This is a genomic window from Fimbriimonadaceae bacterium, from assembly GCA_019638795.1.
Classification (GTDB): domain Bacteria; phylum Armatimonadota; class Fimbriimonadia; order Fimbriimonadales; family Fimbriimonadaceae; genus JAHBTB01.
In genome coordinates this window covers 1-14210 of the sequence record JAHBTB010000005.1, presented here as the reverse complement: position 1 = coordinate 14210, position 14210 = coordinate 1, and the positions used below count along the sequence as shown (strand labels likewise).

At 64.3% G+C, this 14210-nt stretch carries 13 protein-coding genes and 1 tRNA gene; 6 read left to right on the top strand and 8 right to left on the bottom strand.

Annotated elements, in window-relative coordinates; all coding sequences use genetic code 11:
- Window positions 1-20: 20 nt before the first annotated feature.
- The 6 genes from mltG to KF857_07365 all read right to left on the bottom strand — a co-directional run bounded on the left by mltG (window position 21) and on the right by KF857_07365 (window position 4323).
- Window positions 21-986 (bottom strand): endolytic transglycosylase MltG, encoded by a 966-nt coding sequence (gene mltG / locus KF857_07390; GenBank protein MBX3111817.1) that lies wholly within the window; start codon window positions 984-986, stop codon window positions 21-23.
- 49 nt (window positions 987-1035) lie between these two features.
- Window positions 1036-1452 (bottom strand): Holliday junction resolvase RuvX, encoded by a 417-nt coding sequence (ruvX, locus tag KF857_07385; protein ID MBX3111816.1) that lies wholly within the window; start codon window positions 1450-1452, stop codon window positions 1036-1038.
- Window positions 1449-2198: a hypothetical protein gene (locus KF857_07380; GenBank protein ID MBX3111815.1), complete on the bottom strand. Its 750-nt coding sequence runs from the start codon at window positions 2196-2198 to the stop codon at window positions 1449-1451. The genes ruvX and KF857_07380 overlap by 4 nt, the downstream gene beginning before the upstream one ends.
- Window positions 2199-2294: 96 nt before the next feature.
- Window positions 2295-2849 carry a PEP-CTERM sorting domain-containing protein gene (locus KF857_07375; GenBank protein MBX3111814.1) on the bottom strand — a complete coding sequence of 185 codons (555 nt, stop codon included), beginning with the start codon at window positions 2847-2849 and terminating at the stop codon, window positions 2295-2297.
- Window positions 2850-3045: 196 nt separating this feature from the next.
- Window positions 3046-3588: a PEP-CTERM sorting domain-containing protein gene (locus KF857_07370; GenBank protein ID MBX3111813.1), complete on the bottom strand. Its 543-nt coding sequence runs from the start codon at window positions 3586-3588 to the stop codon at window positions 3046-3048.
- A 192-nt stretch (window positions 3589-3780) separates the two neighbouring features.
- Window positions 3781-4323 carry a PEP-CTERM sorting domain-containing protein gene (locus tag KF857_07365; protein ID MBX3111812.1) on the bottom strand — a complete coding sequence of 181 codons (543 nt, stop codon included), beginning with the start codon at window positions 4321-4323 and terminating at the stop codon, window positions 3781-3783.
- A gap of 221 nt (window positions 4324-4544) precedes the next feature.
- On the opposite strand from KF857_07365, the gene KF857_07360 reads away from it, so the two are divergent.
- Entirely contained in the window at window positions 4545-6986 is a 2442-nt protein-coding gene (locus KF857_07360; GenBank protein MBX3111811.1) for a glycoside hydrolase family 3 C-terminal domain-containing protein, read from the top strand.
- Window positions 6987-6992: 6 nt separating this feature from the next.
- On the top strand, window positions 6993-7730 hold the full coding sequence (locus KF857_07355; protein ID MBX3111810.1) for a DUF72 domain-containing protein: 738 nt from the start codon (window positions 6993-6995) through the stop codon (window positions 7728-7730).
- Here the strand turns inward: KF857_07355 and KF857_07350 are convergent.
- The gene (locus KF857_07350; protein ID MBX3111809.1) at window positions 7717-8778 is read right to left on the bottom strand and encodes a hypothetical protein; all 1062 of its coding nucleotides are present in this window, start codon (window positions 8776-8778) and stop codon (window positions 7717-7719) included. The genes KF857_07355 and KF857_07350 overlap by 14 nt on opposite strands.
- A gap of 336 nt (window positions 8779-9114) precedes the next feature.
- Between KF857_07350 and KF857_07345 the strand changes: the two genes are divergently transcribed.
- The 4 genes from KF857_07345 (at window position 9115) to KF857_07330 (ending at window position 13902) form a co-directional block, all read left to right on the top strand.
- Window positions 9115-9190, top strand: a tRNA-Ala gene (locus tag KF857_07345).
- Window positions 9191-9319: 129 nt separating this feature from the next.
- Window positions 9320-10174, top strand: a complete 855-nt coding sequence (locus tag KF857_07340) for a glucose 1-dehydrogenase (GenBank protein MBX3111808.1) — start codon at window positions 9320-9322, stop codon at window positions 10172-10174.
- Between the two features lie 5 nt (window positions 10175-10179).
- Window positions 10180-12801: a hypothetical protein gene (locus KF857_07335; protein ID MBX3111807.1), complete on the top strand. Its 2622-nt coding sequence runs from the start codon at window positions 10180-10182 to the stop codon at window positions 12799-12801.
- 21 nt (window positions 12802-12822) lie between these two features.
- Window positions 12823-13902 carry a lactonase family protein gene (locus tag KF857_07330; GenBank protein ID MBX3111806.1) on the top strand — a complete coding sequence of 360 codons (1080 nt, stop codon included), beginning with the start codon at window positions 12823-12825 and terminating at the stop codon, window positions 13900-13902.
- Here KF857_07330 and KF857_07325 read toward each other — a convergent pair.
- Window positions 13899-14210 (bottom strand): hypothetical protein (locus tag KF857_07325; GenBank protein ID MBX3111805.1); only part of this gene is annotated, 312 nt, incomplete at its 5' end. The genes KF857_07330 and KF857_07325 overlap by 4 nt on opposite strands.

Sequence of the window (14210 nt, the reverse complement as noted above, 5' to 3'; positions counted from 1 at the left end):
GGTTCCGGGACGGAAGTGCCTCATGGCTTAGCCTTGGCCTTGGCGTCAGCCCAGGCCTTGCGGGCGACTTTGATCGCGGCAAGGTGCTGCGCGTAAGTCGCCGAGAAGATGTGGGTCCGGTCGGGCTTTGCCACATAGAAAAAGTACCCGTGCCGCGCTGGGTGCAGCGCGGCCTCGATGCTGGCCTTCCCGGGCGAACCGATCGGTCCGGGGGGCAGACCGGCGTGTTCGTAGGTGTTGTATGGAGACTTGACTGTGTGGACCACCCCGGGGCCGAGCACCTTCCACTCCTGAAGGGCGTATAGGACGGTGGCGTCCATCTCCAGCCTTTGGCCCTTGGCCAGGCGGTTTTCGATCACCCCGGCGATGACCGGGCGTTCCTCGTCTTTGGCCGCCTCGAGCTCCACCATAGACGCGATGGTGAGGGCGCGGGCGAGCCCGTTCGTCCCCAAAGGGGCCGCAACCTTTTCGTCGAACGCCCGCAACTGGCGTCGGACGACCTCGTCGGCACCGAGCAACGGGGGTAGGTCGTAGGTGTCGGGAAAGAGGTAGCCCTCCAAGCTCTTTTCGGGCAGCGGAAAGCCGACGACGCCTTGGAACCGCTCCGGGTGGTTGGCGGCGTCGATGTATTCCTTGGCCGTACAGACGCCCTTGGCCTCCAACCGCTTGCCGACCCGCGCGATCCACCAGCCGGGGGGGATGACGACGTCTTGTCGGATCGGCTTGCGCAGGGCCCGGACGACCTCGCGCCACGACATCCCGGGGGCAAACCGGTAAGTACCGGGGTCGACGGACTGCAGGTCGTACACCTTGGCGACCAAGGCCATGCACTGGCTGTTGCGGACGACACCGTTGGCCTGCAAGTCTTCCAGGGCTTTGCCAGCCGAAAGGCCGGAGTTGTAGCGGACATAGAAGGGCTTACCCGCCGTGGTCGGGGACAGTTGATACATCCCCCACGCCAGCGGGCCGCCGACCAGGACGACCAAGGTCGCCAGAAAAGCCCATCTCCGACGCCCCCTTGGCCTGCGGCGCGGCTTAGAGCGTCCTGCCATGCGACTCCAGGAAGCGTTCCATGATGCGGCAGGCGGCCTCGCCGTCGACAAGCTTGCGCCGTTGCGACCCCTTGAGCCCGGCGGCGAGCATGTCGGTCTCGGCAGCGTGGCTGGTCAGGCTCTCGTCTACAAAGGCCACGGGCAGACCGTGGGCCGCGACCAGGTCTCCCAGTCGCCGGCAGACGCGGCTCATCTTGGTCTCGCCACCGGCGTCCAGGGGGATCCCGACGACCATGGCCTCAGCCTCTTCGGCCCTTGCCCGGGCGACGAGGGCGGCGGCGTCCGTGGCAAGGGTGCCGCTGGCCGACAGGTTGGGCCGCGGAGAGGCCACCCGTGTCTCGGTGTCGCCGACGGCAAGGCCGATCTTGGCACCGCCGAAGTCCACCGCCATCACCCTCATCGGAACGCCTCAAGCACCGTTTCCCTCAGGCCCGGCGTCAAGCTGACCGCGTCGGCGCCAAGGACGTCGGCCCCATTGAAGTCCATGAACACCCCGCCTGCTTCGCGGACGAGGAGGGCCGGGGCGCTAATGTCCCACCGGGCGATGACCGGGTCCAACATGATGTCGGCGCGCCCGCTGGCGACCAAAGCGTGTCCGTAGGCGTCAGACCACCCCCTTGTGACCTTCGCCTCCGCGGCCAATCGGTGGTAACCGTCGAGCCGCCCGTGGTCGCGGAGGGACTTGAAACTACCGTTGAGCAAGGTCGCTTCGGCAAGATCGGTCGTCGGGCGTACGCGCACTGGCCGACCGTTCCAGAAGGCACCGCCGCCTTTGCTGGCGTAGTACATGTCGTCGAGAGCTGGGAAGTAGACGGCGGCCGCCACCGGCTCCCCGTCCCGTTCGTAGCTGATGAGCGTCGCAAAAAGGGGCACGCCGGCGATGAAGGATTTGGTGCCGTCGATCGGGTCGACGACCCAACGGTCGAGCCCGGCTCCGCTGGCACCTTCTTCTTCGCCCAAGACAGGTTCACCCGGCCAAGTCTGGGCGACGAGCCGCCGGACGACGGCCTCGGCGTCACGGTCGGCCTGGGTGACCGGGGACGCGTCGGCCTTGACGTCGACGGCGACGCCAGTCTGGTAGTGGGCCAGGGTACTTCGTCCAGCCTCGAAGGCAGCTTGGATGCAAAAGGAGAGGCGCGGGTCCATGGCGCGACGCTCCAGTTTGGCCGATATGGGCGCCGGGCGCGGGGACGGCTGACGAAAACGGCCAGGGACGTGTCGCCCTGGCCGTATCGTGGCCGCTTACTTCTTGAAGCGGCGGCGCAGGGCAAGCACCGCTCCACCAAGGAGGACCGACATCGACGCCGGTTCGGGGACCGTCTCGACGTTGAGCTTGACGATCGTGTTCTCATCGTAGTTGAGGTCGACCCAGTCGATCTGGATCTCGTTACCGGTCCAGCTCATGCGGCTGGCGTCAAAGCCGGCCAGGTTGGTCGCACCGTCGATCGTCACGTTCGTGAACGACGGCCCGCTGACCATGCGGATTGCAGTGCCGTTGTAGATCGTCGGGGCAAGGGACAGGGACGAACTCGACCAAGTGCCGGCGCTCAAGTAGTCGAATGTGATCGAATTATCGTCAATGTCGATGTTGTAATACTGGATGCTGAGGGCCTCGAAGGTGTCTTCGACGCCAGCGCCGACGACAAAGTTGGTCTGGCTGTCATACGCGCCTCCGTAGGCGTAGTACTGGTCGCCCATGGTCGAGCCCATCATCCCGGCATGGGCGACGGACGGGATGGCGAGGGCCATGATGGCACAGACGAGGCCAGAATCGCGGAAGCTGATGTTGTAACGCATTGTATTCCTCCCTGCAATATTGCAGTCGTTCTCAATTCAATGTCACGAAAAGAGTTGCAGTGAATGTACAACACATAAATAAACAATTCTTGATCTTGCGGAGATTCCTAGCAATTGTGCTTCGCATGAATTCGGAAAAAAACTGAAGAGGGCCAAGGCATTTTGCCCTGGCCCTCTTGTGTCCTATCGACGACGTTTACTTCTTGAAGCGGCGGCGCAGGGCGAGCACCGCCCCACCGAGGAGGACCGACATCGACGCCGGTTCGGGGACCGTCTCGACGTTGAGCTTGACGATCGTGTTCTTGTCAAAGGTGAGGTCGACCCAGTCGATCTGGATCTCGTTACCGGTCCAGCTCATGCGGCTGGCGTTAAACCCGGCCAGGTTGGTCGCACCGTCGATCGTCACGTTCGTGAACGACGGCCCGCTGACCATGCGGATTGCGGTGCCGTTGTAGATCGTCGGGGCAAGGGACAGGGACGAACTCGACCAGGTGCTGGCGGTCAGGTAGTCGAATGTGATCGAATTGTCGTCAATGTCGAGGTCGTAATAGCCGGCAAAGTTGTCTTCGACGCCAGCACCGACGACAAAGTTGGTCTGGCTGTTATACGCGCCTCCGTAGGCGTAGTACTGGTCGCCCATGGTCGAGCCCATCATCCCGGCGTGGGCGACGGACGGGATGGCGAGGGCCATCATGGCACTGACGAGGCTAGAAGTGCGGAAGCTGAGGTTGTATCGCATTGGATTTCTCTCTGCAATATTGCAGGCATTTCGCGATTCCAAATCACGAAATTATTGCGTTGAATGTACAACATAGATCTGACCAAATCTTGATGTCGAGGTGATTCCTAGTATTTGTGCTTTTGCATAGCTTGGCAACATAAAGAGGGCCAGGGCATTTTGCCCTGGCCCCCTGTGTTCCTTTGAGGCCTCTTACTTCTTGAAGCGGCGGCGCAGGGCGAGCACCGCCCCACCAAGGAGGACCGACATCGACGCCGGTTCGGGGACTGTCTCGACGTTGAGCTTGATCACGGTGTTTTCGTCGTAGGTCAGGCCGGCCCAGTCGATCTGGATCTCGTTGCCGGTCCAGCTCATGCGGCTGGCATCAAAGCCGGCCATGTTGGTCGAACCGTCGATGGTCACGTTGGTGAACGACGGCCCGCTGACCATACGCACCGCCGTCCCGTTGTGGATGGTCGGAGCCAAAGACAGGACTGAGGTCGAATATGTCCCGGCAGAAAAGTAGTCGAATGTGATCGAATTGTCGTCGACATCAAGGTTGTAGTGGCCCAGAAAACTGTCTTCGGCACCCGCGCCGACGACAAAGTTGGTCTGGCTGTTATACGCGCCTCCGTAGGCGTAGTACTGGTCGCCCATCGTCGAGCCCATCAGCCCGGCGTGGGCGACAGACGGGGCGGCGACAGCCATCAAGGCGAGTGCAAGAGACGAGGTGCGGTCCAAGAACTTGGTTCTCATATGTTGTGTGCTCCGACAATTGGGTAAGTCACATGGGAGGTGGATCCTCCCGTGACTCGCGCCGCCTCTGTCAATTTCATGGCCATATCCTCTGCGATGGGTCCAGTCTCGTGTAAATGCGAGAGATTCACGACAAGACGACCTGGGCCTAGTCTCGACCTCGCCCGTGCGCCCGGGGGGCTGGTCGAGTAGGGACATGCCGCCCGTGAGGGTGAGGTACCGTGAGCCCCATGCTCTTTGGAATGGTGTGGGTGGTGGCGACCCAACGTCCCGGTCCTGTGCAGGTTCCGGCGACGGTCTCCCTTTCGGTGTCACCACCGGCCAGCGACGTGCCCTCCGTGTTCGCGCCGATGCCGTCGATCTATCACGGCGACTGGATCGACCTCAACAAGAACGGCAAGAAGGACGTCTACGAAGACCCGGCCAACCCCGTCGACAAGCGGGTCGACGACCTGCTCCGCCAGATGACCCTGGACGAGAAGACATGCCAACTGGCGACCCTGTACGGTCACGGAGCCGTGCTGAAAGACCGCCTGCCGACCTTGGCGTGGAAGACCGAGGTCTGGAAGGACGGTATCGCCAACATCGACGAGCAGTTGAACAGCAAATTCGACAATCGGACCGGCGCGCCCTACCTTTGGCCACCGAGCATGCACGCCGCCGCCCTGAACGAGATCCAGCGGTTCTTTGTCGAACAGACCCGGCTCGGCATTCCCGTCGACTTCACCAATGAAGGCATCCAGGGGGCGTCGTCCTACGCGGGGACTCTGTTCCCCGTGCCCACGGGGATCGGCGCGACGTGGGACCTCGACCTTGTCCACCGGATCGGCGAGATCACCGGACTAGAGAACCGCCTGCTCGGCCACACCAACGTCTATTCACCGATCCTGGACGTCGTGCGCGACCAACGTTGGGGCCGGTCCGAAGAGTCGTTTGGCGAGAGCCCCTTCATGGTGGCCCGGATGGGCGTCGCCTTGACGAAGGGGATCCAAGCGAACGGTTCGGCATCTACGGCCAAGCACTTTGCTGTCTACAGCTTCAACAAGGGTGCCCGCGAGGGTTACTCTCGCACCGACCCCCATGTCGCGCCCCGCATGATGGAGGAGATCGCCCTCAAGCCCTTCAAAGAGGTGGTCGAAGAAGCCGACCTTCTCGGGGTCATGGCCAGCTACAACGACTACGACGGGGTCCCCGTCGCGGCGAGCAAAGAGTTTCTGACCGACCGCCTCCGAACCCAGTGGGGGTTCCGCGGGTATGTCGTCAGCGACAGTGACGCCGTCGAATACGTCCACAGCAAGCACCATGTCGCGAAGGACTATGCCGACGCGGTGCGCCAGGTGATGCTCGCGGGGCTCGACGTCCGCACCACCTTCACGCCTCCCCAGGACTACATCCTGCCGGCCCGGGAGAACGTGCGAAAAGGGCTGGTGCCCACCCATGTCCTTGACGAGAGGGTGCGCTCCGTCTTGCGCGTGAAGTTTTGGTTGGGGCTCTTCGACCGCCCGTACCGGTCGGACCTCAAGGCCGCCGACCGTCTGGTCGCCAGTCCCGCCCACCAGGAAGTCGCCCTCCGGGCGTCGCGCGAGTCGCTGGTCTTGCTCAAGAACCAGGGGGGCATCCTGCCGCTGAAAGCAGGTGAGAAGACCATCGCGGTGATCGGCCCGAACGCCGAGAACGTGGATTGGGCACACAAGACGTACGGCCCGATGCATGTTGAGGTGCCGACGGTACTCGCCAAGATCCGAGAACTCGCCGGGGAAGGCAAGGTGCTCTACGCCAAGGGCTGCTCGGTCACGACCAAGGACTTCCCCAACGACGAGCTCTACCCCCACGCCTTGACCCAGGCCGAGCAAAAAGGCATCGACGAGGCCGTGGCGGTCGCCCGCAAGGCCGACGTCGTGGTCCTTGTCTTGGGCGAAGACAACCGCACAAGCGGGGAAAGCCGCACACGGTCCAGCATCGACCTTCCGGGCCGGCAAGGCCTGTTGTGCCAGGCCGTGGCCGCTGCCGGAAAGCCGGTCGTCGCGGTCGTCGTCGCGGGTCGGGCCCTGTCGATCAACTGGCTTGACGACCACGCCCAGGCCGTGCTGTACGGGTTCGCTCCAGGCTCCCACGCGGGGCAAGCGGTGGCGGAGACCATCTTTGGCCACAACAACCCGAGCGGCAAGCTGCCGGTCACCGTCCCCAAGTCGGTCGGCCAGATCCCCCTGAACTTCCCCTACAAACCGGCGTCGAACGACGAAGGCATCAAGAACCCCGCCGCGGTGGCCGGGCCGCTCTACCCCTTCGGCTTTGGGCTCAGCTACACCAAGTTTGCCTACAGCGGGCTGAAGCTTGCGTCGCCGACGATCAAGCCAGGCCAAGACGTGACCGTCAGGTTCACCGTGTCGAACAAGGGTGACGTGGCGGGCACCGAGGTGGCCGAGGTCTACTTCCACCAGGAGGTCGCGAGCGTCACGACCTACGTGCGCCGCCTAGGCGGATTCACTCGGGTCGACCTGCGTCCCGGCGAGTCCAAGGAGGTCACCGTCACGATCCCTGGACGCGAGTTGGCGATCCTGGACCGCCGTATGAAGTGGACGGTCGAGCCGGGCGAGTTCCATGTCTACGTCGGCCCCTCGTCGGTCGACACGCCCCTCAAGGGCACGTTTGTGGTCAAATAGCCCGACATGACGAAAGTCCACGTGGGGCTGTCGGGCTACTCGTACAAGGAGTGGCAAGGGGAGGGACTGTTCTATCCGGTCGGACTCAAACAGGCCGACTACCTGAAGCACTATGCCGCCCACTACTCGACGGTGGAGGCGCCGGGGATGTGGCAACGCATGCCGACCCCGTCGGCGGTCGCCAAATATGTCGACCAATGCCCGCCCGGATTCCAGGTGTCGCCCAAGATGCACCAGAAGGTGACCCACTTGTCCCGGCTGAAGCCCGAGGGGCATGAGACCCTGGTGGCATTTGCCGACCAGATGGTCCCGCTTGAACGGGCCGGCATGCTCGGCCAGGTCTTGGTCCAGTTGCCGCCTAACCTGGCGCGCAAGGAAGGCCTGCTCGAGGGCTTTCTCGCCGCGATGCCGCGACGGCCGACTTTGAGGTGGGCCTTCGAGTTCCGGCATGGGTCATGGCGTTGTCCCGAGGCCGAGGCGGCGTTGCGCGACGCCGGGGCGGGATGGGTCGTCACCGACACCGACGACGAGGAGGCGCCGCGTGTCGTGACGGCCGGGCATGTGTACGTCAGGTTGCGACGGACGGCGTACTCCGACGACCAGTTGAAGGATTGGGCCGACTTCTTCCTGGCGCAAGCGGCGGAAGGCCGGGACTGCCACGTCTACGTCCGCCACACCGAGGTCGAGACGCCTTGGCGTTGGGCCGACCGCCTGCTCGAACTGCTCGCCGTCAGGGATGGGTGACGCGAAGGATGTAGGGCCGGAGCGGCGCCGCCGTGAAGGACAGGCCGACGTCGCCACCTTGGAGCAAATCACGCGCCGAGGTCACGCCATGCGGTGCCTTGACCGTGACGCTGGAGCCCCTGCCCAGGGCGACGATGTACAGGGTCGTTTCCTTGCCACGGCGCGTCACCTTAGACTCGATGCCCGAGCCGACGACGGAGACGGCAGGGTCGACGGGATCGTCAAGGAGGGGCGCGAACCGCTGGACCTGGGCGTTGAGCTGGGTCACGGCCGCCAGCATCGTCGGGTCGTCAAGCAAGGCGTGCTCGTTGAACCTGGGCTTGAACTGGTGGACAAAGTAGATCAGCCCGCGCGAGCCATGGATCAGCGCCGACCAAGCCTCGGCGGCGACCTGCGCCGGGGTCGGCTTGCCCCGGCCGTCGATGTCGGTGCACTCCAGGCAGTTCCAGACCCGTTTCTTGCCGCCCGTCCATTTCATCAGGCGGTCCACGCCCTTGGCGACGAGGCCAAGCTGGTCAGGCCTTTGTAAACCGGCGACAGGGTAGACATCGAACGAGACGAAGTCGCATCCCTGGACGTAGGTCTCGTAGTCGCTCAGCTTGGCCCCCGCACCCCGCCCGATCCACGCGTCGTTGGCCACACCCTGTCCGAGGTTGAGGAGCACGGGGCGCCGCGGGTCCTTCCTCTTGAGCGCGTGGTAGTCGGCGACGACCTTGCTGGGCGGCACGCAGGGCCCGTATCCCCCGCCGGGCGCGGGTTGGGCGTTGTCCGGCTCGTCGCCGTGCATCCAGGCCACGACCGCGGGGTCGTTCAGGTGACGGAGCCCTACGTCGTTCTGCTCGCAAATGACGGGCATGAAGGCTTCTTTGAGCTTGGTCAACTGGGCTTCGGTCGGCCCCTGCCACAGACCGACGTAGAGGTTGAACCCGGCGGCGCGGTACCGCTTGGCCATGTTGGGGTTCTGCAACCAGACCGCGACGGGAAACGGCCCGCCCGGGGCAAGCGGGTTCTGGATGGTCGCGGCGAACAGGGCAAGGGTGGCGAGCATCGTGTCTTATCTTGTCATCGCCGGGGCCGGTTCCGGGCAAAAATCTCAGCTCTTGCGGCTGGCCAGCACGCCGATGGCGACCGGGGCGAAAGGCGACGTGCAGCCCTTCGACGTCGGTTAGCCGCGGTAGACGCCTAGCCGCTCTCCAATGGCCAGGGCCCGGGGCCGGTACTCCGGTGAGTTGACGCCGACCTCGATCAGGCAGAAGTTCATCGTCCACTGGGGCAGCGGGTGGGCGGTGCCCGTCTCGTCTCATGGCCTCCGCGAGGTACAGCAGGTCGTGTCGGGCGTCCTCTGGTCTGGTCAGGCGAGAGGTATCCTCACTGCCGGCCACGTGGGGGCTTAGCTCAGTTGGTAGAGCGCCTGCTTTGCAAGCAGGATGTCAGGGGTTCGAGTCCCCTAGCCTCCACCACGGAACTGTCCCTTTGGCCGGGCGCCCAGTCCTGCGCAGCTTTTTGGCCCTTATGCGTCCCGTTAAGGAATGGCAAAGATGCCTGCCCTGCCGCCGGTCGGCCCGCACAAACCGGGTTGAATGAGGGACATGCTCCTTCCCGCGTACAACCTGGACCGTCAGAAAGAGCTGGTCGCGAGCTACCCGCACCGACCCTTGGCCGGGCAGGTCGCCCTGGTCACGGGGGCAAACTCGGGCATCGGTGAAGGGTGCGCCCGCCACCTCGCCGCCGCCGGTGCGGACGTGGTCGTCAACTACGTCGTCAACCCTGAGGCGGCCCAGGCCGTCGTGGACGACATCGTCGGTGCCGGCGGACGCGCCTCGTCCGTCGCCGCCGACGTCAGCCAGGAGGCCGAGGTCGTCGCCATGGTCCAAGAGGTCGTCCGCACCTACGGGACTCTGGACATCCTGGTCGCGAACGCCGGGCTTCAGCGTGACGCAAAGCTCACCGAGATGACGGTCGCCCAGTGGGACAAGGTCATGGACGTCAACTTCAAGGGCCAGTTCCTGTGCGTCCGCGAGGCGGTGAAGGAGTTCGACCGGCGGGGGATGCGACCGGTGTCAAAGGCCCTGGGCAAGATCGTCTGCATGAGCAGCGTCCACGAGTTCATCCCGTGGGCCGGACACGTCAACTACGCGGCCTCAAAAGGTGGGATCAAGCTGATGATGCAGTCCGTCGCGCAGGAGGTCAGTGGCCGGCGCATCAGGGTCAATTCGATCGCCCCGGGGGCGATCGCGACCCCGATCAACCGCCCCGCTTGGGAGACCACCGAAGCCGAGGCAAAGCTGCTTGGACTGATCCCCTACGACCGCGTCGGCGTCCCCGACGACATCGGCCAGGCCTGCGTCTGGCTGGCCTCCGACGCCAGCGACTATGTCGTCGGCACCACCCTGACGGTTGACGGCGGCATGTGCCTGATGGAGGGATTCGCGACGGGAGGCTGAACACCATGCCGACGCCAGAACACGCCCGCCTGCGCGAAAACGACGCCCCCGAGGCCCCGTGGCACGAATGGGGGCCCTATGTCAGCGACCGCCAATGGGGCACGGTTCGCGAAGACTATTCCGCCGACGGCGACGCCTGGGACTACTTCCCCCATGACCATGCCCGGTCGCGGGCGTATCGATGGGGCGAGGACGGCATCGGTGGGTTCTGCGACCGGCAAGGCACCGTCAATGTCGCGGTGGCGCTCTGGAACGGCCATGACCCGATCCTGAAGGAGCGACTGTTTGGCCTCACCAACGGAGAAGGCAACCACGGCGAAGACGTCAAGGAACTGTACTTCCACCTAGACGCGACCCCGACCCACTCGTACCAGCGGATGCTCTACCGGTACCCGCAGGCTGAGTTCCCCTACCGCCGCTTGGTGGACGAGAACCGGGCCCGTAAGGCCGACATGACGCAGCCGGAGTTCGAATTGCTGGACACCGGCGTCCTTGACGGCGACCGGTACTTCGATGTCGAAATCGAAGTCGCCAAGGCGGCTCCGGACGACATCTTGTTCCAGTGGACGGTGACCAACCAGGGCCCCGACCCCGCCAGCCTGTGGGTGCTGCCCCACGTGTGGTCGCGCAACCGGTGGTCGTGGGGCGGGGAGGTGTTCGCCGACCACTTCTCTCTTGTCCACCCCCAGACCGTCAAGTGCGTCAGCAGCCGGCACGGGACACTGTGGTTCGAAATCGAGCGGCCAGACGAGGTCCTTTTCACCGAGAACGAGACCAACCGGCAGAAGCTCTATGGCGAGCCGAACCCACAGCCGTTTATCAAGGACGCGTTCCACGAGTACATCGTCGGTGGTGACACCGAACGGGTGAACCCGGCCAAGTCGGGCACCAAGGCTTGCGGGGTCTTCCGCCTGGATCTTGCCCCTGGCGAAATCCGCGCTGTCCGGGCCCGGTTGTCCCCGGTGCAGATCGACGTACCGTTTGGCGACGGCTTCACCGAGGTGGTCAGCCAGCGCAAAGCGGACGCCGACGCCTTCTATGACGCGGTGACCGTCACCCGTGACCCGGCCAAGCGGAGCCTCCAGAGGGCCGCGTTCGCCGGTCTCCTCTGGAGCAAGCAGTTTTATCGCTACGACGTCCGACGTTGGCTGGAGGGCGACCCCCACCAGCCCCCGCCGCCACCAGGCCACGACGTGCGAAACCGGGGTTGGGGGCATATGGACACCGCCGAGGTGCTGTCGATGCCTGACAAGTGGGAATACCCCTGGTTCGCCGCCTGGGACCTGGCGTTCCACACCGTGCCCATGACCTTGGTCGACGCCAAGTTCGCGAAGGAGCAGTTGATCACCCTTCTGCGGGAATGGTACATGCACCCGAACGGCCAGGTGCCCGCCTACGAATGGGCGTTTGGCGACGTCAACCCGCCGGTCCACGCCTGGGCGGCCCACCGGGTCTTCACGATCGACCGGCGCCTACGGGGTGGCCCGGGGGACGTGGACTTCCTCAAGCGTTGCTTCCACAAGCTCTTGCTCAACTTCACGTGGTGGGTGAACCGCAAGGACGTCGAAGGGAACAACCTCTTCGAGGGTGGGTTCATGGGCCTGGACAACATCGGTGTCTTCGACCGAAACCGGCCGGTCGGCGAGGGGTTCATTCTCGAGCAGTCCGACACCACGAGTTGGATGGCGATGTATTGCCTGAACATGCTTTCCATCGCCCTTGAACTCGCCAAAGTCGATCCGGCCTACGACGACGTCGCGTCCAAGTTCTTCGAGCACTTTGTCTACATCGCGAAGGCGGCCCACGACTTGGGGCTGTGGGACGATGCCGACGGGTTCTTCTACGATGTCGTGCGTGGTCCCGACGGGAACCAACTCCCCATCAAGGCGCGTTCGGCGGTCGGGCTGATCCCCTTGCTCGCCGTCACGACCATCGACGCGGACGATCTTGTGCGGTTGAGCGGCTTCCGCACCCGTCTTGAATGGTTCGGCCGCCACCGGCCCGACCTGCTGGCCAACCTGGCGTCTGTCGAGGAGACGGGGTCGGGGGAGCGCCATGTCCTTTCCTTGGTCCACCCCCAACGACTGCGGCGGATATTGGCCCGGATGCTCGACGAGGGTGAGTTCCTGTCCCCTTATGGGTTGAGGTCGCTGTCCAAGGTGTATGCGACCCACCCCTACGGGGTTGACGTCGGGGGTCAGAGGCACTGGATCGACTACGAGCCTGGCGAGTCGACGACCGGCCTGTTCGGGGGAAACTCCAACTGGCGCGGGCCGGTCTGGTTCCCGATCAACTACCTGCTGATCGAGGCCCTGCAACGCCACCACTGGTATTTGGGCGACGATTGGAAAGTCGAGTTTCCCACCGGATCAGGAAGGCAACTGAACTTGTGGCAAGTGTCTCTGGAGCTCGGCGCGCGCTTAACCTCTTTGTTCCTGCCTGACGAGTCGGGTCGGCGTCCGGTCCACGAAAACCCTTTGTATGCGACCGACCCCAAATGGAAGGACTTGGTGCTCTTCTACGAATACTTCCACGGTGACACCGGGCGTGGTATTGGGGCGAGCCACCAGACGGGATGGACCGCTCTGGTCGCCAAACTGATCGACCAGACCGCCCTTTGGGCGTAAAAGCTAAACTGGCATGGGCTGATGTTCTTCTTCACCATCGACACCGCCATGACCCAGCCGCCTCGCCTAGAGTCGTTTCTGATCGGGGCCTACACCTCGGCCGGGGGCAGCGAGGGCGCCTACACGTGCACCCTCGACCCGGAGACGGGAGAGTTTGGCCCGGCCCGGCTCGTGGGCCGGTCGTCAAACCCGAGCTTTGCCGTCTGGGGGAAGGACGGCAAGACGGTCTATGTGATCGAGGAAGCCCAAGGAGCCCACGTGCGGGGTTTCAAGCTGACCGATGGAAAGACTTGGGCCGACCTAGGGTCGTCAAAGTGGGATGGCAACGGTCCATGCCATTTGGCATTGAGTCATGACGGACGGTTTGTCGCTGGGGCGGGATATGGTGACGGCACCCTGGGGTTCTTCGGCCTTGAACCCGACGGCAGGCTGACCCCTGCCCTTGCCAGCTTCAGGAACAGTGGCTCGGGGCCTGTCGCCGACCGCCAAGAAGGGCCGCACATGCACTTCGCCGCGTTCTCGCCCGACGACAAGTTCGTCTTGGCGTGCGACCTCGGTACCGACGAGGTGCTTAGCTTTCCGGTCCAAGGTGGCAAGCTGGGCGACCCCGTCCGGACGAAGACGCACGCCGGGGCCGGTCCACGCCACTTGGTGTTCAACAAGGCTGGGGACCGCGTCTACGTCAACGGCGAGTTGGACAACACCCTGATGGTGTTCAGGCGCGACCCCGCGACAGGTGCCATGCGCGAAGTGCTGAGTCTGTCGACCATCCCCAAGGACTTCGCCGAGTACACCAAGACTTCGGAGATCGTCATGCACCCAGACGGTCGGACGGTGTACGTGAGCAACCGGGGCCACGAATCGGTCGCCGCGTTCACCCTCGACGCCGGCGACAAGGTGAGCCTGCTGGGGATCTATCCGGCCGGCGTGAAGGAGCCGCGGGGCATGGACATTGACCCGACCGGGCGCTGGATGGTCGTGGCGGGCCAGAACAGCGGGGACATCGTCAGCCTGCCGTGTGACCCGGTGAGCCATGGCCTGGGCGCACCCAAGGGCCGGATGCCGGCCAGCCGGGCCGTCTGCATCACGTTCCGCCGCTAACCGCCGAGTTGCCGGCGGATCTCCGCGATTTCCTGCGGAGTGCAGGTCGGCGCGGGATACGACATCTCAAGGTCTTCCAAAGCGTCGACGATGATCTGGGAGACGATCAGCCGCGTGTTCCTTTTGTCGTCGGCAGGGACGACGTACCATGGCGCCTCCTTCGTCGAAGTGGCCGACAAGCAGTCCCCATAAGCGGCCTGGTAGTCGTCCCAGACCGCCCTTTCCGCCAGGTCGGCGCTACTGAACTTCCAGTTCTTGGCAGGGTCGTCGAGCCGGGCGAGGAACCTCTTGCTCTGCTCCTCCGGCGA

Bases quoted from the DNA above. Each gene is read 5' to 3' on its own strand.
- KF857_07355 (MBX3111810.1), top strand. From the start codon at position 6,993: ATGACGAAAGTCCACGTGGGGCTGTCGGGCTACTCGTACAAGGAGTGG.
- KF857_07340 (MBX3111808.1), top strand. From the start codon at position 9,320: ATGCTCCTTCCCGCGTACAACCTGGACCGTCAGAAAGAGCTGGTCGCG.
- KF857_07330 (MBX3111806.1), top strand. From the start codon at position 12,823: ATGTTCTTCTTCACCATCGACACCGCCATGACCCAGCCGCCTCGCCTA.
- KF857_07350 (MBX3111809.1), bottom strand. From the start codon at position 8,778: ATGCTCGCCACCCTTGCCCTGTTCGCCGCGACCATCCAGAACCCGCTT.
- KF857_07365 (MBX3111812.1), bottom strand. From the start codon at position 4,323: ATGAGAACCAAGTTCTTGGACCGCACCTCGTCTCTTGCACTCGCCTTG.
- KF857_07370 (MBX3111813.1), bottom strand. From the start codon at position 3,588: ATGCGATACAACCTCAGCTTCCGCACTTCTAGCCTCGTCAGTGCCATG.
- KF857_07335 (MBX3111807.1), top strand. From the start codon at position 10,180: ATGCCGACGCCAGAACACGCCCGCCTGCGCGAAAACGACGCCCCCGAG.
- KF857_07375 (MBX3111814.1), bottom strand. From the start codon at position 2,849: ATGCGTTACAACATCAGCTTCCGCGATTCTGGCCTCGTCTGTGCCATC.
- ruvX (MBX3111816.1), bottom strand. From the start codon at position 1,452: ATGAGGGTGATGGCGGTGGACTTCGGCGGTGCCAAGATCGGCCTTGCC.
- KF857_07380 (MBX3111815.1), bottom strand. From the start codon at position 2,198: ATGGACCCGCGCCTCTCCTTTTGCATCCAAGCTGCCTTCGAGGCTGGA.